Raw genomic sequence first — 20438 nt, 5'->3', positions numbered from 1 at the left:
CCGCGCGGCCGGGACGCGCGGCCGCGGGCGCGGTCGCCGACTCCCGCGCACATGTGCGCCGTTGATGCGCCCACCCCCCTGGGCATCAAATGGGAGAGGTACTCCATCGCGGAGGCCACCGAGGAGGGAAAACCGATGGCTGCCGAGTCCCCCAGGCCCGACCAGACGCCAGAAGCCCCCGTTGAAGTGAGCCGTCAGATACCGCAGTTGGTGCTGCTCGGAGCCTGTGGATGCGGCTCGGGGTGTGGCTGCGGCTGCCAGTCGGGCGCGCCCTGCCAGTGCGGCGGCTGCTGCGGCTGACGCGAGACGCGCGAGGGCCCCGCACGGCGCGACCGTGCGGGGCCCTCGCGTACGCGCGGGTGTCAGGCTCCCTCGGCGGCCGCGGCCGCCGACGCCTGTACGTCGTCCGCGTGCTCGCCCGTCACCAGATAGACGACGCGCTTGGCGACCGAGACCGCGTGGTCGGCGAAGCGCTCGTAGTAGCGGCCGAGCAGCGTCACGTCGACCGCCGTCTCGATGCCGTGCTTCCACTTCTCGTCCATCAGGTGCTGGAAGAGCGTGCGGTGCAGCAGGTCCATCTCGTCGTCGTCCTGCTCCAGCTGCATCGCCAGATCGACGTCCTTGGTGATGATGACCTCCGCCGCCTTCGCCATCAGGCGCTGCGCGAGCTGGCCCATCTCCAGGATCGTCGCGTGCAGGTCGTGCGGCACGGCCCGCTCGGGGAACCGCAGCCGGGCCAGCTTGGCGACGTGCTGGGCGAGGTCGCCGCTCCTCTCCAGGTCCGCGCTCATCCGCAGCGAGGTGACGACGATCCGCAGATCGGTCGCCACCGGCTGCTGCCGGGCGAGCAGGGCTATGGCCCGCGCCTCCAGTTCGTGCTGAAGATCGTCCACCCGCTGGTCGGCGGCGATCACGGTCTCGGCCAGCTTCAGGTCGGCGTCGAGCATGGCCGTGGTGGCGCGCCCGATCGCCGACCCGACAAGGCGGGCCATCTCGACCAGGCCCTCGCCGATCGAGTCCAGTTCCTCGTGGTACGCGTCACGCATACGACGTTCCCTCTCGTACGGGGTCTTCCGGTGCGGCGCTGCTGCGCCCACGGTCCCACGTTCGGCCCTGTACGCGTCGGGTTCCGGCACCCCAAGTGAATCAGCACCGTACCCAAGGTGAACTCTGGGCGACGAGTGTTCGAGCGACCACCCGGACGGCTGTGGAGGAACCGCTCCGCACGCATAACCTGAAGACATGGACGTGAACGCGGCGGTCGCCGCAGCGGCAGCGATCGCCGGAGTGTGTACCGGCGTGATCGCCATGCTGGCGTTTCGCTGGAGCGAACGCGACCAGAAACGCCCCACCCGCACCTCTCTGCACACGGACCCCGTGCTGCCGCCCGGCGTCGACACGGTCCTGTCCGTGCTGCGCTCCTCCGCCGTCGTCCTCGACGAGGCGGACAGCGTGGTCAAGGCCAGCTCCGCGGCGTACGCCCTCGGACTCGTACGCGGCGGGAAGCTCGCCGTCGAACCCATGCTGCAGATGGCCCGCGACACCCGGCGCGACGGCGAGATACGCCAGGTGGAGCTGGACCTGCCGCGGCGCGGCACCGGCCGGGGCGACGCCCTCGCCGTGTCGGCGCGCGTGGCCCCGCTGGGCTCCCGGCTCGTGCTGCTCCTCGTCGAGGACCTCACCGAGGCCCGGCGCATCGAGGCCGTACGACGCGACTTCGTCGCGAACGTGAGCCATGAGCTCAAGACCCCGGTCGGCGCGCTCTCGCTGCTCTCCGAGGCTGTCATGGACGCCTCCGACGACCCCGAGGCCGTCGAGCGGTTCGCCGGCCGCATGCAGATCGAGGCGACCCGACTGACCAGCCTCGTCCAGGAGCTCATCGACCTCTCCCGGGTGCAGAACGACGACCCGCTGGAGGACGCCGAGCCGGTCCGCGTCGACGAACTCGTCGCCGAGGCCATCGACCGCTGCCGCCAGCCCGCCGCGACGAAGCAGATCACCATGGCCACGAGCGTGGCGGCCCCCGCAGGGCCCGATCAGGATGGTGGCGGGCGACGGGCGGGCGGCACCGCCGACCTGTACGTATGGGGCAACCGCGGCCAGCTCGCCGCCGCCCTCGGCAACCTCGTCGAGAACGCGGTCAACTACTCACCCGCCCGGACCCGCGTCGGGATAGCCGCCCGCCGGGTCACGGCACCCGGCGGCGACCTCCTGGAGATAGCCGTCACGGACCAGGGCATCGGGATCTCCGACAAGGACAAGGAGCGTATCTTCGAGCGCTTCTACCGCGTCGACCCGGCCCGCTCGCGGGCCACCGGTGGCACGGGCCTCGGCCTCGCCATCGTCAAGCACGTGGCCGCCTCGCACGGCGGGGAGGTCACCGTGTGGAGCTCGGAGGGACAGGGCTCCACGTTCACCCTGCGGCTGCCCGAGGCGGCCGCCCCCCGCGGCACCCCTCAGACCAACAGCTCAGAAGGCTCCGGAAACGTACGCGACGAAGACGACGCACACGGGCCCGACCACACAACCGCATACGCATCCATTCCTGCCGCCCCGGAGGTCCTTCCGTGACCCGAGTGCTCGTCGTGGAGGACGAAGAGTCCTTCTCCGACGCCCTGTCGTACATGCTCCGCAAGGAAGGCTTCGAGGTCGCGATCGCGGCCACCGGGCCGGACGGCCTCGACGAGTTCGAGCGCAACGGCGCCGACCTCGTCCTGCTCGACCTGATGCTGCCGGGCCTGCCCGGCACCGAGGTCTGCCGCCAGCTGCGCGGCCGCTCCAACGTTCCCGTGATCATGGTGACGGCGAAGGACAGCGAGATCGACAAGGTCGTCGGCCTCGAAATAGGAGCCGATGACTACGTCACCAAGCCCTTCTCCTCGCGCGAACTGGTGGCCCGCATCCGGGCCGTCCTGCGCCGTCGCGGGGAGCCCGAGGAGGTCGCCCCGCAGGCCCTGGAGGCGGGCCCGGTCCGGATGGACGTCGACCGGCACGTGGTGACGGTGTCCGGCTCGAAGATCGACCTCCCGCTGAAGGAGTTCGACCTGCTGGAGATGCTGCTGCGCAACGCGGGCCGCGTGCTGACCCGTATGCAGCTCATCGACCGGGTCTGGGGCGCCGACTACGTGGGCGACACCAAGACGCTCGACGTCCACGTGAAGCGCCTGCGCGCCAAGATCGAGCCGGACCCGGGGGCGCCGCGCTACCTGGTGACGGTCCGCGGCCTGGGCTACAAGTTCGAGCCGTAGGCCGGACCCACGGTCTCCCGCAACGCCTGAGGGCGGCCTCCCCGACCGGGGAGGCCGCCCTCAGGCGTTGCACGACTGACGAGGCCGTTACGAGCTCGTACGGGGCGTCGCTCAGTGGCCCGCGGCCGAGTGCGACGCCGACGCGTCGGCGTCCGGCGTGGCCGAGCCGGAGGCCTCCGTGCCCGCGGCCGAGTGCGACGCCGACGCGTCGGCGTCCGGCGTGGCCGAGCCGGAGGCCTCCGTGCCCGCGGCGCCGTCGGCCGACTCCGACGGAGAGGCCGACGAGGACGAGGTGGCCGAGGCCGAGGCGCTCGGCGTGGCCGGCATCTCGCTCGGGCCCCACTTCTCGAAGTAGCTCTCGGCGGGGACGACGAACGCCTTCATCTTGACGTCGCCGGCCTTGCTGAACGAGAAGGTGATCGCCTGGGCGTTGCCGTCCAGGACCGCGGTGCGGCTGTTCGGCAGCTCGGCGGAGGCGTTGCCTTTGCCGCCCAGGACGATCGAGCCACCGGCCGGGACCGAGATGGTCGAGCCGCCCTTGGCGTCCGAGAGCTCCGCGGTCTTGCCGACCCCGTCGACGGTGATCGAGTCCAGGGTCTGGGCCTCGGTGCCGTTGTTGAAGAGCGTCGCGGTGACCACGGCCGGGCCCTTGGACGTGCGGTCGGGCTGGGTGATGACGGTGGCGTTCTGGATCTTGATGTCACCGACGGAGGTCGCGGCGTTGTCCGGCTTGACCTCGAGTGTCTGGGCGTTGTTGCCGGCACCGCACGCGGCGAGCGAGGCGATCGAGAACGCGATGGCGGCGGCGGCGAGGGCGCCGCGTCGAAGGCTGCTGCTCACGGCGGCGGCAACTCCTAGAACGTGGGCGGAGCGAACGGCGTCACGGGGTTGTAAAGCCGTCCTAAGGGTCTGTCAGCGGCCTTAGGTTACCGAGCCGTTCCCGCGCCGCCGCACCCGACCCGCCCCTAGAGCGTGGTCCGCCGCTTCGCCACGGTCGCACACACCCCGCGTACCCCGCGCTGCGCACCGTCATCGACGACCCCATTGGCATCCCGTTCACCATTCAAAAAACCGCTGTCCAGCGCCCCGTACGGATTTCCGGTAAGGAATGCGGGGCGGTACGGAAAAACGATCACCTGGGGCCGGGATTCGCGATGATCAATTCCGGATTCGACCCGAACGAGTCTCCGGTTCCTCGAACGGAGCAGCGGAAGTTCCTCGCTCCGAACCGCCCAAACCGGGACGTTCGACCCCTTGGGCGGCTGTTCAGACGCCTGTAACGTACGCGTTTCTGCCCCGCCGGAGAGCCGCTCCGACCTGCGAATACCCGCTTCCGCGACCCCTCCGCAGCACGTTCCTGTTGTTGTTGTCAAGCCCCGAGATATGCCCTGACCTGCGAAAACGCCATTCAGAACCCGCCGTTTCCGTGTTACCCTGGATAGCCACGGAAGGGGTACCTGTCACATGACGTTCAAGGTTGGCGACACCGTGGTCTATCCCCATCACGGGGCCGCGCTGATCGAGGCTATCGAAACTCGCCAGATCAAAGGCGTGGACAAGACCTACTTGGTGCTGAAGGTCGCCCAGGGCGATCTGACGGTACGTGTGCCAGCGGACAATGCGGAGTTCGTCGGCGTGCGTGATGTGGTCGGTCAGGACGGGCTGGACCGGGTCTTCGAGGTACTGCGCGCGCCGTACGCCGAGGAGCCCACGAACTGGTCGCGCCGTTACAAGGCAAACCTGGAGAAGCTCGCCTCCGGCGATGTCATCAAGGTCGCGGAAGTCGTACGTGACCTGTGGCGTCGGGAGCGCGAGCGCGGACTGTCCGCGGGTGAGAAGCGCATGCTCGCCAAGGCTCGCCAGATCCTGGTGAGCGAGCTCGCTCTCGCGGAGAACACGAACGAGGACAAGGCCGAGGCCCTGCTCGACGAGGTTCTCGCGTCCTGATACGCGCTGCCGCGCAACATGAATAAATGCCGTGGTGCCCGATGACCCCTGATGGTGTCGCCGGGCGCTGCGGCATGTTTCGTACCCGTACACACGAACATCCCCGGTACTTGGCGTGCCGGGCCCGGGCAGCTGGCTCGACCGGTGTCACGGAAGGGTCCGGTCAAGGCGTCGCGCCCGGCACGATGTGGCCATACCCACCCTTCCCGAGCGTACAAACCTGAACGGAACCGATGTCTGACGAAACGCGTCCCGTTGCCGGTGGCGCACGCACCGCGGCCGTGATCCCGGCCGCCGGACGGGGCGTGCGGCTCGGCCCCGGCGCCCCCAAAGCGCTCCGTGCGCTCAGCGGCATTCCGATGCTGGTCCACGCCGTCCGTGCGATGGCCGCCTCCCGCTCCGTCTCCCTCGTGGTGGTCGTCGCACCGCCCGAAGGGGCCGCCGAGGTGAAGAGCCTGCTCGCCGATCACGCGCTGCCCGAGCGCACCGACTTCGTCGTCGTGCCCGGCGGCGAGTCCCGCCAGGAGTCCGTGAAGATCGGGCTCGACGCGGTGCCGGACGGGATCGACATCGTGCTCGTGCACGACGCCGCCCGCCCGCTGGTGCCGGTCGACACGGTCGACGCGGTCATCGAGGCCGTCCGGGACGGGGCTGTGGCCGTGGTGCCGGCGCTGCCGCTCGCCGACACGGTCAAGGAGGTCGTGCCGAGCACCGACGGCTCGCCGGAGCCCGTCGTCGCGACGCCCTCGCGGGCCCGGCTGCGCGCCGTGCAGACGCCGCAGGGCTTCGACCGCGCGACGCTGGTGCGGGCCCACGAGGCCGTCACCGACGACGTGACCGACGACGCGAGCATGGTCGAGAAGCTGGGGCTCCAGGTCGTCCTCGTGCCCGGTCACGAAGAGGCGTTCAAGGTGACCCGGCCGCTCGACCTGGTGCTCGCCGAGGCCGTGCTCGCCCGCAGGAGGGCCAACGATGGGTTCTGACCGCATGCCGTTGCCGCAGGTCGGCATCGGGACCGACATCCATGCCTTCGAGGACGGGCGCGAGCTGTGGTGCGCCGGGCTCAAGTGGGAGGGCCAGGGCCCCGGGCTCGCCGGGCACTCCGACGCCGATGTCGTCGCCCACGCGGCGTGCAACGCCCTGTTCTCCGCCGCCGGGCTCGGTGACCTCGGGCAGCACTTCGGTACCGGGCGGCCCGAGTGGTCGGGGGCGAGCGGGCTGACGCTGCTCACCGAGGCCGCGCGGATCGTGCGCGACGCCGGGTTCGAGATCGGCAACGTGGCCGTGCAGGTCGTGGGCCCCCGGCCCAAGATCGGCAAGCGGCGGGACGAGGCGCAGAAGGTCCTGTCGGAGGCCGCCGGAGCCCCGGTGTCGGTCTCGGGCGCCACGACCGACGGGCTCGGGTTCCCCGGGCGCGACGAGGGCCTGATGGCGATCGCGACCGCGCTGGTCGTGCGGACGGACGGCTGACCGGCGCTGACCTGACGCTGACCAGGCGCTGACCAGGCAGCCGCTTCAGGGCGGCTGACCTGGGGCGCGGACCGGCCTCCCGGCTTATTGCACATGGCTTGCAGTTAGCATGGGCAGGCACGTGTCCGGTGGTGGTGAAGGCGGCGGCAGCTGATGGTGGTCGGTGAGTACGAGATCCGCGTGGCCGGTGACGGCGACGTGGACGGGGCCCGCGCCGTCATGCTGGACACCGTCTACGGCGACCTGCGGTCGGGGTACGTGCCGCGCTGGCACGCCGACATCATCGACCCGGCCGCCCACTACCTGCGCCCCGAGCGCCGCACCCTGCTCGTCGCCGAGCACCGCGCGAGCGGCGAGATCGTCGCGACCGGCGGCGTGCGCGACCGGGGTCCCGCCGCCCCGCCCAACCCGCGGTGGGTCGCCGACCGCTTCCCGTCCGGCAGCACCGCCCAGCTGTGCCGGATCTACGTACGGCCCGCACACCGCAGGCACGGCCTCGCGCGGGCGCTCGTACGGGAGTTGACCGACTTCGCGGCCCGCGTCGGCGGGTACGAGGTGCTGTACCTGCACACCGATCCGGCCGTGCCCGGGGCCGAGCCGTTCTGGCGGTCGATCGCCCACGAGGTCTGCGACGAGCGGGAGCTGCCCGGCGGCGGACAGGGCATCGTCCACTTCGAACTGCCGCTGCCCGCACCGGTTCCCGCGTCCGTCGCCTGATGCGCCGCCGCGGCTTCCTGCTGGCGGCGGCCGGGATCGGGCTCACCAGCGCGTGCGGCTCGTTCACCGGGACGTCGGGCGGCGGCCGGATCGCCGTCGACCTCGCCTTCGCCCCCACCCAGGGCCTGTCCCCGTACGGCGACGACGGGCTGCTGCTCAGCCGGCTCGCCGTCGTCGACGGCCTCACCCGCATGGACACCGACGGCGGCATCCACCCGGCGCTGGCCACGACCTGGTCCCGTACGAACGCCACCACCTGGGAGTTCACGCTGCGGGACGCGCGGTTCCAGGACGGCGGGGACGTCACCGCCGCCGCCGTCGTCCACGCGCTGCGGCGGGCCGGGCGGGCCGAGGTGACCCCGCGCGTGCTCAGCGACGTGGAGCTCGGTGTCGAGGCGCTCGGGGAGCGACGGGTGCGGATCGTGACCGGCGCCGCCGATCCGCTGCTGCCCGCGCGGCTCGCGAACCCGTCCCTCGCCGTCTTCTCCCCGAGGGCGTACGGGAAGGACGGCGCCGTCGACCCGGTCGGCACCGCCACCGGGCCCTTCGCGCTCACGCGGCTGAACGGGGCGGTGTCCGCGACGCTCGACCGGTTCGACGGGCACTGGCGCGGGCGGGCCGCGGCGCGCGGCGTCGACGTGACGTTCGTCGCCGACAACAACGCCCGCGCCAACGCCCTGCGTTCGGGCCAGATCGGGCTCGCCGAGTTCGTGCCCGCCGCCCAGGCGCTGATCCTCGGGGAGCGGGCCCGCAAGGTCGCCACCGTACGGACCACGACGCTGTACCTGAACACCGGCGCCGGGCCGCTCGCGGACGCCGGGCTGCGGGCCGCGGTCCGCGAGGGCATCGACGCGAGCGCCCTCGCGCGCAGCGTGTACGAGGGGTACGCCGAGCACGCCACCGGACTGCTCGGGCCCGGGTTCGCGTGGGCCGGCGGCGCCCGGCCGCCGGTCCGGGGAAGGGCGTCGGCGTCGAAGCCGCGCGGGCGGCGGATCACGCTCGCCACCTACGGCAACCGGGCCGAGCTGCCCGAGGTCGCCGCCGCGCTCCAGCAGCAGCTGGCGAAGGCCGGGTTCGACGTGCGGCTCGTCGTCAAGGACTACGCGCGGCTCGAAGCGGGGGCGCTCGACGGGGAGTACGACGCGTTCCTGATGTCGCGCTCGACGGCGCTCGACACCGGCGACCCCGTCTCCTACCTGGCCTCCGACTTCACGAGCGGCGGCAGTTTCAACATCGCGCAGCTGGCCGACCGGGACGTGGACGCCGCCGTGCGCGACGCCGCCGGACGGGAGGGGCCGCGCGGCGGCGGGCCGTGCTCGTCGCCGAGGCCGCGATCCTGCGCACCGACGCGGCCGTCCCGATCGTCCACGAGGAGCATGTGCAGGGCGTCGGCGCCGGGGTGCGCGGGGTCGTCCTCGACCCCTACGAGCGACAGTTCGTCGGTCTGGAGACACGCGGCTGATGAAGGTGGTGTGCGGGCGGCTGCTCGCGGCCGGCGGACTCCTCGTAGTGACGGCGCTGCTGCCCTGGCTGACCAGGACCGATCCGGCGCTCACCGTGCTGCACGCGCGGTACGGCGACGCGCCCACGACACCCGGACAGCTCGCCGAGGTGCGGGCGCAGCTCGGTCTGGCCGAGGGCCCCTTCACGTTCCTCGGGCAATGGGTGCGGGGGATCGCGCACGGTGACCCGGGCACGTCCTGGGTGACGGGCGCCGACGTCGGCCCGGACGTCGCGGCCGCGTTCGGGGTGTCCCTCTCGCTCATGACGTACGCGATGGTCGTCGCGGTCCTCGTGGCCGTCGCGCTGTGCGTGCCGACGCTGCGCCGGGCCCGGCCCGAGCCGGTGGCCGGGGCGGGCGCCGGGGTGCTCGCGGCGCTGCCCGAGTTCCTCCTCGCCTCGGTCCTCGCGACGGTGTTCGCCGCGCGGGCCGGCTGGTTCCCGGCCCAGGGCTGGGCCTCGCCCGCCTCCGCCGTGCTGCCCGCGCTCGCGCTCGGCATCCCGGCCGGTGCCGTCCTCGGGCGGCTCGGCCAGGACGCGCTGCCCGCCGCCTTCGCCGAACCCTGGGTACGGACCTGGCGGGCCAACGGCATGCCCCGCTCCCGCGTCGCCCGGCACGCGGCGCGGCGCGCGCTGCCCGCGGTGCTGCCGCAGGCGGGCCTCACCGTGGTCGGTCTCACCGGGGCCGCGGCCGCCGTCGAAGCGGTCTTCGCGATCCCGGGCCTCGGCGGAACGGCGGTCGCCGCGGCGCTCGACCTGGACCTGCCGCTGCTCCAGGGCTGCCTCCTCGTCCTGCTCGCCCTGGGAGCGGCGGCCGCCGTGGTCGTCGCTCTGGTACGGCGACGGCTGCTGGGCCCCGCCCTGAAGGCGGGCGCGCTGCCGGGGCTCGCGCGGGCGCGCGGGGCGGGCCCGCCCGGCTGTACGCGGCGGGGGCGACGGCCGCGGTGCTCCTGGCGATCGTGGTGTGGGGGCTCACCCGGGACCCGCTCTCCGTCGACCTCGGGGCCCGGCTCGCCGCACCGTCCTGGACGCATCCCTTCGGCACCGACGCGCTCGGACGCGATGTGCTCGCGCGGCTCGGGCACGGGGCGCTGCGCACGCTCGCCGTGGCCGCCGCGGTCTGCGCGGGCTGCTTCGTCGCCGGGGTCGCGCTCGGGCTCACCCGCTGGGCGACGGGCGTCACCGAGGTCGCCAACGCGCTGCCCGCGATCCTGGCCGGACTGCTGGTCACCGGGTTGTTCGGCGCGGGCACGGCGGGCGCCGCCGTGGCCGTCGCCGCGGTCGGGTGGGCGCCGCTCGCCGCGCACACCGCCGCGCTGGCCGAGACCGAGCGGGCCTCGGGGCATGTGGAGGCCGCGCTCGTGCACGGGGCCGGACGGTGGCACGTCCTGCGCCACCACGTGCTGGGCGGGGTGCTGCCCCCGGTCGCGCGGCACGCGGCGCTGCGGCTCGCGCCGACGACGCTGGCGCTGGCCTCGCTGAGCTTCCTGGGCCTGGGCACGCAGCCGCCCGAACCCGAGTGGGGGCGGCTCCTGATGGAGAACCTGCCGTACGCGGAGCGGGCGCCGTGGTCCGTCCTCGTACCCGCGGCGGCGCTGGCGGCGGTGGGTGCGGTGGTGGTGCTGGCCGGGTCGGCCCCGGCCCGGCGCGGCCGGTGACACCCGTGTGAAGCGGAGGCCGAAATACGGGCACGGGCCGATGTCTTCCCGCAGGATCGGGTACGCGTCAACCGACGCACGTGAAGTCCCCCCTGTGAAGTTCACCCGTGAAGTCCTGCGCAAAGGAGTGAGGCCATGTCCGCCCAGCTGTCCGACGAGCTCAAGGCGCTGCTCGACAGCACCGTCTTCATCGCGGTCGCCACGATCCAGCCCGACGGGAGCCCCCAGGTCTCCCCGGTGTGGGTCAAGCGCGACGGCGAGGACGTCCTGTTCTCCACGACCGTGGGCCGCCAGAAGGAGAAGAACCTGAGCCGCGACCCGCGCGTGACGGTCCTGGTCCAGCCCGCCGACAACCCGTACGCCTACGCCGAGATCCGCGGCAACGCCGAGATCACGACGGAGGGCGGCCAGGAACTCATCGACGAACTGTCCGTGAAGTACACCGGCAAGAAGTACGCGGACTTCAACCCCGCGTCGGGGCAGGACGCCGAGCGTGTGGTGGTGCGGGTGCGGGCGCGCAAGGTGGTCGGGCGGATCTGAGGGGCATCGGCCCATGGCACTCCTCCGGGCCCACTACCCTGGAGGGGTGACTATTCGCCTGTACGACACCAGCGCCCGGCAGATTCGTGACTTCGAGCCCCTCATGCCGGGCTGCGTCTCGATCTACCTGTGTGGCGCTACCGTCCAGGCGGCCCCGCACATCGGGCACATCCGGTCGGGGCTGAACTTCGACATCATGCGCCGCTGGTTCACGTACCGCGGCTACGACGTCACGTTCGTGCGGAACGTGACGGACATCGACGACAAGATCATCAAGAAGTCCGCCGAGCAGAACCGGCCCTGGTGGTCGATCGGGTACGAGAACGAGCGGGCGTTCAACGACGCCTACAGCGCGCTCGGTTGCCTGCCGCCCACGTACGAGCCGCGGGCGACCGGGCACGTCACCGAGATGGTCGAGATGATGCGCGGCCTCATCGAGCGCGGGCACGCGTACGAGGCCGACGGGAACGTCTACTTCGACGTGCGGTCCTTCCCCGGGTACCTCGAACTGTCGAACCAGGAGCTGGACAACCTGCTCCAGCCGTCCGGCGAGGGCGAGACCGGCAAGCGCGACCCGCGGGACTTCGCCATGTGGAAGGCCGCGAAGCCCGGCGAGCCCAACTGGGAGACGCCGTGGGGACGCGGCCGTCCCGGCTGGCACCTGGAGTGCTCGGCCATGGCCCACAAGTACCTGGGCTCCGCCTTCGACATCCACGGGGGCGGGATCGACCTGATCTTCCCGCACCACGACAACGAGATCGCGCAAGCCAAGGCCTACGGCGACGACTTCGCCCGGTACTGGGTGCACAACTCGTGGGTCACCATGAGCGGCGAGAAGATGTCGAAGTCGCTGGGCAACTCGGTCCTCGTGAGCGAGATGGTCAAGCACTGGCGGCCGATCGTGCTCCGCTACTACCTCGGCACCCCGCACTACCGCTCCACCATCGAGTACAGCGAGGCCGCGCTGCGCGAGGCTGAGTCCGCGTTCGCGCGGATCGAGGGCTTCGTGCAGCGGGTCACCGAGCTGGCGGGCGGCACCGTCGCCCCGGCCGACGAGGTGCCCCCGGCGTTCGCCGAGGCCATGGACGACGACCTCGGGGTCCCGCAGGCCCTCGCGATCGTGCACACCGCCGTCCGGCAGGGGAACTCCGCCCTCGCCGCCGACGACAAGGAAGCCGCCGTCGCCCGCCTCGCCGAGGTGCGTGCCATGCTCGGGGTCCTCGGTCTGGACCCGCTCGACCCGCACTGGGCCGGAGCGGCCGACAGCGGCACCGAGGACCTGCACGGCGTCGTCGACAGCCTCGTACGGCTCGTGCTCGACCAGCGCGAGTCGGCCCGTGCCCGCAAGGACTGGGCCACCGCCGACGCCATCCGCGACCAGCTCGGCCAGTCCGGGCTCGTCATCGAGGACAGCCCGAGCGGTCCGCGCTGGACGCTCGGTCCGCGCTGACACCTCGGTAAATGTGCCGCCCGGCTGTCCGGGCGGCACACTTCATAGACGTACACACATTCACGTAAGAGACAGGTAGGTCATGGCCGCCAACAACAACCGCCGCATGTCCGGCAAGAAGGGCGCGCAGGTCGGCAGTGGCGGCCAGCGGCGCAAGGGTCTCGAAGGGCGCGGTCCGACGCCGCCCGCCGAGATGCGCAAGAAGCACAAGAAGAACCGCATCGCCACCGCCCAGGCCAAGCGCGCCCAGGGCCGTCCCACCAGCCGCAGCGGCGGCCCGCGCGGCAAGGCCACCTCCGAGATGGTCGTCGGCCGCAACCCGGTCGTCGAGGCGCTGCGCGAGGGCGTGCCCGCCACGACCCTGTACGTGCAGCAGTTCATCGACAACGACGAGCGGGTGCGCGAAGCGCTCCAGCTCGCCGGTGAGCGCGGCGGCATCCACCTCATGGAGGCCCCCCGCCCCGAGCTCGACCGCATGACCAACGGCCTCAACCACCAGGGCCTCGTCCTCCAGGTCCCGCCGTACGAGTACGCGTTCCCGGAGGACCTCGCCGCCGCCGCGTACGACGCCGGTGAGGACCCGCTGATCGTCGCCCTGGACGGCGTGACGGACCCGCGCAACCTCGGCGCCGTCGTCCGCTCCGTCTCCGCCTTCGGCGGCCACGGCGTCGTCGTGCCCGAGCGGCGCGCGGCCGGCATGACCGCCGGTGCCTGGAAGACGTCCGCCGGCGCCGCCGCCCGTACGCCCGTCGCCCGCGCCACCAACCTGACGCGCGCCCTGGAGCAGTACAAGAAGGCGGGCATCGCCGTGGTCGGCCTGGCCGCCGACGGCGAGCACACGGTCGGTGACCTGGAGGCTCTCGCGGGCCCCGTCGTCATCGTCGTCGGCAGCGAGGGCAAGGGCCTGTCCCGCCTCGTCGGCGAGACCTGCGACTTCCGGGTCCGCATCCCGATGCCGGGCGGCACGGAGTCCCTGAACGCCGGTGTCGCCGCCGGTGTCGTGCTCTACGAGGCGGCCCGCCGCCGTTCCTGATCCGCCACGCCGGACCAGCGGGCCCGCGCGAGGACGGCGATGGTGAAGGCGTCGGAGATCCGGCCGTCCGTCACCATCGCCTCCGCCTCGGCGAACGGCACGGTCAGCGCGGAGCGGATGCCCTCGCCCGCGGCGAGGGTGCCCACGCCGTCGACGTGCGCCGCGAACAGCAGCACCCGGCTGCCGAGCATCCCGCTGTCCGGGTACACCTCGCCCAGCGGCAGCAATTCCCGTACGGACGCGCCGATCTCCTCGTGGAGCTCCTTCGCGGCGTTCTCCGCGTCCGTCAGGCCGAGGGTGCCGAAGCCGCGCGGGACCTCCCACCGCCAGTCGCGGGTGGCGTGCCGGAAGTGCTCGACGAGGACCACCTCGCCGTCGACGAGCGGCAGGATCACACAGCCCGGCTCGGCCGTCGGACCGATCGACCGGATGTAGGTGCCCGCCCGGCCGTCGGGGAACCGCACCGGGTCCCGCAGCAGGATCATGTACGGGTCCTCGTACAGCACCCCGCCCGCCGCCGCGACCGACTCCGGGTCGGTGAGGATGTCGATGCCGCCGGGCGCGTTGGTGAACAACTCCGGTCGCTGGGCGCGCAGTTGCTCGTAGCGCCGGACCCCGTCGGTGCCGCCGGCCCCTCCGGCGGGCTCGGCGGACTCGGTGGCTTCGGTGTGGTCGCTGTTCACGGGGGCCCCTCGGTCGGATCAGCTGCTGCCCGGGGCCTGGAGGTCGGCGAGGCTGTCGCGGTGACCGCGGTTCCCCTCGACGACCCGGCCGCCGTAGACCCGCAGGATCGTCTGCCAGTCCTTCTGGAGATTGCCCAGCCGTACGGCCGGAAACGTGATGCTGTGCCCGAGGCCGCCGCGGCCCCCGGACCGCAGCCTGCCCCGGTCCTCGAAGAGCAGCCGCATCACCAGCGGGCCCGCCGCCGCGGACGCCGCCTGGATCGAGCCGGACAGGACCGTCACCTCACCGCTGACCACCTGAAGGGTCAGACCGGCCGACTCCAGGAGCAGGGTCACGCCCATCTCCCGCTGGAAGCCGCGATGGCCGCGGCTGATCTTGCGGGCCTTGCCGAGCATGCGCGCGTGCAGCCGCGCGATGGACGACGCGGACTCGCTGAGCTCGTCGGGCGCGGGCACCCGGCCGCTGGTGAACCGCCCGAAGACCAGCGCGTTCAGCGCGTCGATGTAGTTCCGCCACTCCTCCTCGCGGCGCAGCGCGAGCACGTCCGAAAGGGACAGTGAGCCGTAGGAGTTGGGGCCGTCGACCGCCCGATGCAGATCGTCGGCGAAGAGCTGGCGCAGCAGCAGGCCGATCGACTCCGGGTCGCGCGGCTCGTCGGTCACCTGGTTCAGCTCGTCGAGGACCGAGCGGGGCGGGGAGTCCGGCGGCGTCAGCGGCACCACCGAGCCCGCCTTCGCCGGGACGCCGACGCTGTAGAGGAGGTCGACGAGTTGCTTCGCCGGGATGATCTGGTCGCCCTCGCGCAGCAGCAGATCGTGCGGCTCGGTGCCGGGGCGGGTGAGGAACTGCCGGTAGAGGCTGTTGCGGGTGATGTCCGAGTCGAGGTCCTGCTCGCCCGCCCAGACGTAGATGTCCTTGAGGATGCCCTGGCGCAGCGCCTGGGCCCGCTCGGTCGACAGCCGCAGGTGCTCGGCGAGCAGCGGGGCCGGGATGCGGCGCAGGGCGGATATCTGCCGGGAGAAGTAGCGGCCCACCACCCCGTTCTCCGTCGCGTTCGCCGTGTCGTCCCAGGAGAAGCGGACGCAGGCCGGCTCCGCCTCGTCGGCGATCAGCCGCCGCCAGGCGCCGTGCACGGTCCTGTCGTACGCCCACGCGTACTCGCCGCCCGCCTCGCGCTCGGTGTACAAGTACGGGACGATCACCCGGTCGTTGAGCAGGCGCGTGAAGGCGAGCCGGTCCGCGGGGTCCGCCGTCGGCAGGTAATTGCCGTACAGGGCGGGGTTGTTGACCAGGTGGGCCCGGTTCACGACGAGGGTCGCGCTGTTGACCAGGCAGCGCCGCAGCTCGGCGGCAGCGGCCCGGACCGTCTCCTCGGTCGCCCCGGTCGGGGCCCCGCGGCGCTGCCGTCCCGCGGCCAGGTCGGTCGGCATCCACTGGTTGTCGAGCGCCTGCGACATGACCGTGTAGTCGGTCAGATCGTCGAACACGAGCTGATGCATGGAGGGAGCCCTTACGGAACGGCGGCGGGGACCGGACGGCGAACGAGAACGCGGGTACGAACAGGAACCGGAGCGCTGAGAAGGGGACTGTGCAAGACAAGTGACGTCCCATGAGGTGAATTCGTTCCCTCGCGCCCGCCCGGGGACCCTCATCGGCGTTGACGCGTCTCGGACAGATCGGCACAGTCAAGGCAGTGTCCTAAACACACATCACTCGGTTAGATGAGTGTGGACACCAGAACGCCCCGCACACCCTCGGGGGACCGCTCGTCGGGCTTCGACGACGCTCCCGCGCTGAGCATGGTGAAGGTTCCGTGCGACCCGGCGCAGGTCATCGTCAACCACGCGAGCTTTCGCGTGCAGCTCCCCAGGGTGCAGCAGACGCAACTCCCGCGCATCGCACGGCACATGAGCGCCCTGAGCGTTCCCGGAGCCGACGCGGCGACCACCCGTATCCCTGTCATCACCGCCGCCGGGACGCCGGGCGCCCGGCGCAGGCCCGTCGTCATGAGCGGCGGCGGCGACCTCGCCGCCAGCGGCCTCCTCCAGGGCGCGCGCCGCGCGTCGGACCTGGACGAAGGCGGTGCCACGCAGGTCATTCCGCGCATCGACCGCGACACCGACCTCTACTCGGGCGATCCCACCGAGGAGACGCCCGTCGTCGGGCTGCACCCGGGCGGCGACGGCAACCGGATCCTGCCGCAGATGCGGCAGTCGGGCAGCGCCTTCGAGGACTCCGGAGAGCTCGCGCAAGTCCGGTACAGAGACGGCGAGTTCGACGACTTCGACGACGAGAGGGAGAGTGAGAGCACCGCCGCCCGGCGCTACGGGCCGGTCCGGCACGCCTACTATCCCGGCCGCCGGATGAACCTCGGCGTCGTGCTGCTGCCGCTGCGCGTCTTCCTCGGCTTCATCTCCATCTACGCCGGCATGGGCAAGCTCTGCGACCCCGTCTACTTCGACGGCGGCGAGCGCGGCTCCATGGTGAAGTGGCTGAATTCGCTGCACCCTTGGGCGCTCGCCGAGCCGATGCGCGACTGGGCGCTCCAGCACCCGGTGGGTGCCGGACTCGCCATCGCCTTCCTCCAGGTCATCGTCGGCGTCCTGACCGTGCTCGGCCTCTGGCAGCGGGTCGCCGCCGTCGTGGGCGCGCTGCTCTCGGCCGCGCTGCTCCTCACCGTCAGCTGGAAGACCGTCCCCGCGTACGACGCGCCCGACATCATCTACCTCGCCGCCTGGTCGCCGCTGATCATCGCGGGCGCCCCCGTCTACTCGATCGACGGACGGCTCGCGGGCGGCGCCTGGCGGCGGCTCGGACCGCGCGCCGCGCTGTGGGAGCTGCGCCGGTACGTGCTGCGCCGCGGCACCGTCGTCGCCACGCTCGTCATCGGCGGCACGCTGCTCATCGGTTCCCTGCTCGGTGGCGCCGTGCGCGACGCCGACCGGGTCACCGCCCCGGGCCCCGGCGACGCCCCGCGCAATGAACTGCCGGGCTCGCCGCTCCCCTCGGAGCCGGGCCGCAAGCAGCACCGCGAGTCGTCGAGCCCCTCGGCCTCGAACTCGCCGACGCAGGGCACCACCGCCAGCCCGTCCGGTGCGGCCAGCTCGCCCGGTGCCGCCCCCGCGACCGGCAGCACCAGCAGCGGTACGACGACGACCCCGACGCAGGGCGCCACCGCCGGTCAGGCGCCGCCGCGGCAGACGACGCCGCAGCAGCCGCCGACCAGCACCACCAGTGGGCCGACCTCCGGGGGCACGACCTCCGGCGGCACCTCGGACGGCGGGGCGTCGTCCGGTGGCGGCGGCGCCGACAGCGGCAAGAAGCCCGGCCTCGTGGGCGGCCTGCTCGGCTGACCCCGTTCCTTACGTACGCCGATGGGGCCCCGCACCAAGCAGGTGCGGGGCCCCATCGGCGTACGGGACGAAGGAAGGCCGGTGGCTCAACGGGTGAGCGCGGCGAGCTCCTTCGCGGCCTCCGTGAGGTCCTTCGCCGTGTCGATCGCCCGCCAGTACGCGCCCTGCGGGATGGGGAAGCCGGCCAGGCGCTTGGCGCGGGCCAGGCGCGGGAACGTGGTGCGCTCGTGGTCACCGGTGTCCGGGAGCAGTGACGCGAACTCGGGGGAGAAGACGTACACGCCCGCGTTGATCAGGTACGGCGACGGCGGGGCCTCGATGAAGTCCGTGATGTGGCCGAAGGCGTTCGTCTCGACGGCGCCCCACGGGATGCGCGGCCTGGCCAGCGCCAGCGTCGCGGTGGCCTCGCGCTCCACGTGGAAGTCGGCCATCTCCTGGAGCGAGAAGCGGGTCCAGATGTCGCCGTTCGTGGCGAACCAGGGGCGGTCCTGGTGGGGCAGGTGCGAGGCCGCGAACTTCAGGCCGCCGCCGCGGCCCAGCGGCTCCTTCTCGACGGCCGTGGTCACGCGCAGCGGCAGATCGGCCGAGGCGAGCCACTCCTGGAGCACCTCGGCGAGATGGCCGCAGGAGACGACGGCGTCGGTGACGCCCGCCTCGGCGAGCCAGGTCAGCTGGTGGCCGATGATCGGCGTCCCCGTACCCGGGATCTCCACCATCGGCTTCGGCCGGTCGTCGGTGTACGGGCGCAGCCGCGAGCCCTGGCCGCCCGCCAGGACGACGGCCTGGGTGGGGCGGAGCTCCTGGCGCGGATACGAGTGCGGGCCGTGCGCGGACGGTTCAGCGGTCGTCATGACCGGAACTGTACGTGCGCACGGCCCGTCGCGTTCTACGGGTTCGTCCGGCGGTTCATCCCCGCTCGGTCAGGCGCGGAAGCCGGCCACCCCCGAGGCGAAGGAGGTGTCGCAGACCGGGCGGGCGTACGACTGCGCGCGTGCCGGTCCGTAGGCCTGCACGGCCGCGCGGCCGAGGGCCTTCGCGATCGACATGCAGTGCTTGGCGAGGGAGGGGCGCCGGTCGACCTCCTGCTGAAGGTGGGTGAGCGCGGTGCCGGGGTCCTTCTCCTGGAGCTCCAGGAGAAGACGGTCGCGCAGTACGTCCTGGGGGGCGCGCGATTTGGCGCGCGCGGAGACGTCCTGTGAGGAAGCTGTGAGGATGGACTCGGAGGAGCCCCCCGACCAGTTGACTCGGGTGACCGCCAGGGTCCCGGAGAGCACCAGCATCACCGGCAGGACGAAGGCGAGCGTGCGGGCGGCGCGGCGGGCGGGGCCCCGGCCCGGGGCCCGGCGCGACTTCTGGGTGTAGGTAGCGGAGTGCGTCACGCGAGTGAGCGTAGCGGTAGGTGATGATTTGGCGACATTTAGTCACTCTGATGAGGGACTATCAATTACGTTTTGATGCTTACGTGTTGACGTTGGTGGTCCAAATGTCCGAGTTGCCGGGGTATTTGTCGACAACGTGAGGTGACGCACGACGGGCCCCGCACCGAAGTGCGGGGCCCGTCGGACGAGTTGCGGCGTGCCGATCGCCGCGTGCGCCGGCGTCAGTCGGTGAGGCGCTCGCCCGTGGAGGTCGCGAACACGTGGGTCTCGCCCGGACGCGGCACGACGTGCAGCTGGGTGCCCTTCTCCGGGACCCGGCGGCCGTTCACGCGGACGACCAGGTCCTTGTGCTCGCCGCCGACCTGGGCAGCGCCGTAGACGTAGCCGTCGGCGCCGAGCTCCTCGACGACGTTCACGGAGACCGCGAGGCCCGCCGGGGCGTCGCTCGCGTCCTTCGTGAGGCTCTTCACGGCCTCGCCGTCGTGCTCGACGATGTCGAAGTGCTCCGGACGGACACCGACCGTGACCGTGGTGTCGCCCTTGTCGGCGGCGGCCTTGAGGGCCTCGCGGTTGACCGGGACGACCGAGTTGCCGAACTTCACGCCACCGTCGGTGATCGGGACCTCGACCAGGTTCATGGCCGGGGAGCCGATGAAGCCGGCGACGAAGAGGTTCGCGGGGCGGTCGTACATGTTGCGCGGGGTGTCGACCTGCTGGAGCAGACCGTCCTTCAGGACGGCGACGCGGTCGCCCATGGTCATGGCCTCGACCTGGTCGTGCGTGACGTACACGGTGGTGATGCCGAGACGGCGCTGGAGCGACGCGATCTGCGTACGGGTGGAGACACGGAGCTTGGCGTCGAGGTTCGACAGCGGCTCGTCCATGAGGAACACCTGGGGCTCACGCACGATGGCGCGGCCCATGGCGACACGCTGGCGCTGACCACCGGAGAGCGCCTTCGGCTTGCGGTCCAGGTACTCGGTCAGGTCGAGGATCTTCGCGGCCTCTTCGACCTTCTGCCGGATCTCCGCCTTGTTCACGCCGGCGATCTTGAGCGCGAAGCCCATGTTGTCGGCGACGGACATGTGCGGGTAGAGCGCGTAGTTCTGGAACACCATGGCGATGTCCCGGTCCTTCGGCGGCAGGTGCGTGACGTCGCGGTCACCGATGCGGATCGCACCGCCGTTGACGTCCTCGAGACCCGCGAGCATGCGCAGGGAGGTCGACTTGCCGCAGCCGGAGGGACCGACGAGGACGAGGAACTCGCCGTCCTCGATCTCGATCTCCAGGCCGTCGACCGCGGGCTTGGTGGAACCCGGGTAGACGCGGGTCGCCTTGTCGAACGTGACAGAAGCCATGGCTGTGAAGCCCCCTTCACCGGCAGGAACGTGCCGGACGATCCGAGTAAAGGTGGTGAACCCCGCCGGGCGTTCCCGGAGAGGTGTAGTCCACACGAGTG

Annotated in this window: 17 protein-coding genes and 2 pseudogenes; 12 read left to right on the top strand and 7 right to left on the bottom strand. The window is 72.1% G+C overall.

Annotation, left to right across the window (positions count from 1 at the left end):
* Nucleotides 1–362 precede the first annotated feature (362 nt).
* Nucleotides 363–1046, bottom strand: coding sequence for a phosphate signaling complex protein PhoU (gene phoU, locus V2W30_RS18245; protein WP_338697888.1), 684 nt, complete (start codon nucleotides 1044–1046; stop codon nucleotides 363–365).
* A 196-nt stretch (nucleotides 1047–1242) separates the two neighbouring features.
* Between phoU and V2W30_RS18240 the strand changes: the two genes are divergently transcribed.
* Both V2W30_RS18240 and V2W30_RS18235 read left to right on the top strand, forming a co-directional pair.
* Complete coding sequence (locus tag V2W30_RS18240; protein ID WP_338697886.1) at nucleotides 1243–2571, top strand: sensor histidine kinase; 1329 nt, start codon at nucleotides 1243–1245, stop codon at nucleotides 2569–2571.
* Nucleotides 2568–3248 (top strand): response regulator transcription factor, encoded by a 681-nt coding sequence (locus V2W30_RS18235; protein ID WP_338697884.1) that lies wholly within the window; start codon nucleotides 2568–2570, stop codon nucleotides 3246–3248. The genes V2W30_RS18240 and V2W30_RS18235 overlap by 4 nt, the downstream gene beginning before the upstream one ends.
* A gap of 111 nt (nucleotides 3249–3359) precedes the next feature.
* Here V2W30_RS18235 and V2W30_RS18230 read toward each other — a convergent pair whose 3' ends face one another.
* Nucleotides 3360–4088, bottom strand: coding sequence for a DUF461 domain-containing protein (locus V2W30_RS18230; RefSeq protein WP_338697882.1), 729 nt, complete (start codon nucleotides 4086–4088; stop codon nucleotides 3360–3362).
* A 624-nt stretch (nucleotides 4089–4712) separates the two neighbouring features.
* On the opposite strand from V2W30_RS18230, the gene V2W30_RS18225 reads away from it, so the two are divergent.
* From V2W30_RS18225 to rlmB, 9 genes and pseudogenes are all read left to right on the top strand, one after another.
* Complete coding sequence (locus V2W30_RS18225) at nucleotides 4713–5195, top strand: CarD family transcriptional regulator (RefSeq protein WP_003953493.1); 483 nt, start codon at nucleotides 4713–4715, stop codon at nucleotides 5193–5195.
* A gap of 233 nt (nucleotides 5196–5428) precedes the next feature.
* Entirely contained in the window at nucleotides 5429–6178 is a 750-nt protein-coding gene (ispD, locus tag V2W30_RS18220) for a 2-C-methyl-D-erythritol 4-phosphate cytidylyltransferase (protein ID WP_338697880.1), read from the top strand.
* On the top strand, nucleotides 6168–6665 hold the full coding sequence (gene ispF, locus V2W30_RS18215) for a 2-C-methyl-D-erythritol 2,4-cyclodiphosphate synthase (RefSeq protein WP_338697878.1): 498 nt from the start codon (nucleotides 6168–6170) through the stop codon (nucleotides 6663–6665). Before ispD ends, ispF begins: the two co-directional genes overlap by 11 nt.
* Nucleotides 6666–6818: 153 nt before the next feature.
* On the top strand, nucleotides 6819–7382 hold the full coding sequence (locus V2W30_RS18210; RefSeq protein ID WP_338697876.1) for a GNAT family N-acetyltransferase: 564 nt from the start codon (nucleotides 6819–6821) through the stop codon (nucleotides 7380–7382).
* Nucleotides 7382–8548 (top strand): annotated as a pseudogene (locus V2W30_RS18205) (ABC transporter substrate-binding protein); the annotation flags it as partial. The gene V2W30_RS18210 and the pseudogene V2W30_RS18205, both read left to right, overlap by 1 nt.
* A 295-nt stretch (nucleotides 8549–8843) precedes the next feature.
* A pseudogene (locus tag V2W30_RS18200) lies at nucleotides 8844–10540 on the top strand (ABC transporter permease subunit).
* Nucleotides 10541–10675: 135 nt separating this feature from the next.
* On the top strand, nucleotides 10676–11080 hold the full coding sequence (locus tag V2W30_RS18195) for a PPOX class F420-dependent oxidoreductase (RefSeq protein ID WP_338697875.1): 405 nt from the start codon (nucleotides 10676–10678) through the stop codon (nucleotides 11078–11080).
* 46 nt (nucleotides 11081–11126) lie between these two features.
* Nucleotides 11127–12530 carry a cysteine--tRNA ligase gene (gene cysS, locus V2W30_RS18190; protein ID WP_338697874.1) on the top strand — a complete coding sequence of 468 codons (1404 nt, stop codon included), beginning with the start codon at nucleotides 11127–11129 and terminating at the stop codon, nucleotides 12528–12530.
* Between the two features lie 82 nt (nucleotides 12531–12612).
* The gene (rlmB, locus tag V2W30_RS18185; protein WP_338697873.1) at nucleotides 12613–13563 is read left to right on the top strand and encodes a 23S rRNA (guanosine(2251)-2'-O)-methyltransferase RlmB; all 951 of its coding nucleotides are present in this window, start codon (nucleotides 12613–12615) and stop codon (nucleotides 13561–13563) included.
* Here rlmB and V2W30_RS18180 read toward each other — a convergent pair.
* Nucleotides 13536–14246, bottom strand: a complete 711-nt coding sequence (locus tag V2W30_RS18180; RefSeq protein WP_338697872.1) for an NUDIX hydrolase — start codon at nucleotides 14244–14246, stop codon at nucleotides 13536–13538. The genes rlmB and V2W30_RS18180 overlap by 28 nt on opposite strands.
* 18 nt (nucleotides 14247–14264) lie before the next feature.
* The gene (locus tag V2W30_RS18175) at nucleotides 14265–15746 is read right to left on the bottom strand and encodes a hypothetical protein (protein WP_338697871.1); all 1482 of its coding nucleotides are present in this window, start codon (nucleotides 15744–15746) and stop codon (nucleotides 14265–14267) included.
* Between the two features lie 222 nt (nucleotides 15747–15968).
* Here V2W30_RS18175 and V2W30_RS18170 point away from each other — a divergent pair, with 222 nt between their 5' ends.
* On the top strand, nucleotides 15969–17600 hold the full coding sequence (locus V2W30_RS18170) for a DoxX family protein (protein ID WP_338697870.1): 1632 nt from the start codon (nucleotides 15969–15971) through the stop codon (nucleotides 17598–17600).
* A gap of 86 nt (nucleotides 17601–17686) precedes the next feature.
* Here V2W30_RS18170 and V2W30_RS18165 read toward each other — a convergent pair whose 3' ends face one another.
* From V2W30_RS18165 to V2W30_RS18155, 3 genes are all read right to left on the bottom strand, one after another.
* Nucleotides 17687–18451: a nucleotidyltransferase family protein gene (locus V2W30_RS18165; protein ID WP_338697869.1), complete on the bottom strand. Its 765-nt coding sequence runs from the start codon at nucleotides 18449–18451 to the stop codon at nucleotides 17687–17689.
* 69 nt (nucleotides 18452–18520) lie between these two features.
* Nucleotides 18521–18979, bottom strand: a complete 459-nt coding sequence (locus tag V2W30_RS18160; protein WP_338697868.1) for a hypothetical protein — start codon at nucleotides 18977–18979, stop codon at nucleotides 18521–18523.
* Nucleotides 18980–19200: 221 nt separating this feature from the next.
* On the bottom strand, nucleotides 19201–20337 hold the full coding sequence (locus V2W30_RS18155) for a sn-glycerol-3-phosphate ABC transporter ATP-binding protein UgpC (RefSeq protein ID WP_338697867.1): 1137 nt from the start codon (nucleotides 20335–20337) through the stop codon (nucleotides 19201–19203).
* Nucleotides 20338–20438: the final 101 nt, after the last annotated feature.

The organism is Streptomyces sp. Q6, from assembly GCF_036967205.1.
In the GTDB taxonomy this organism is placed as follows: domain Bacteria; phylum Actinomycetota; class Actinomycetes; order Streptomycetales; family Streptomycetaceae; genus Streptomyces; species Streptomyces citrinus.
Note: the sequence above shows the minus strand (reverse complement) of the source record. Positions and strands in the feature narration are given on the sequence as shown.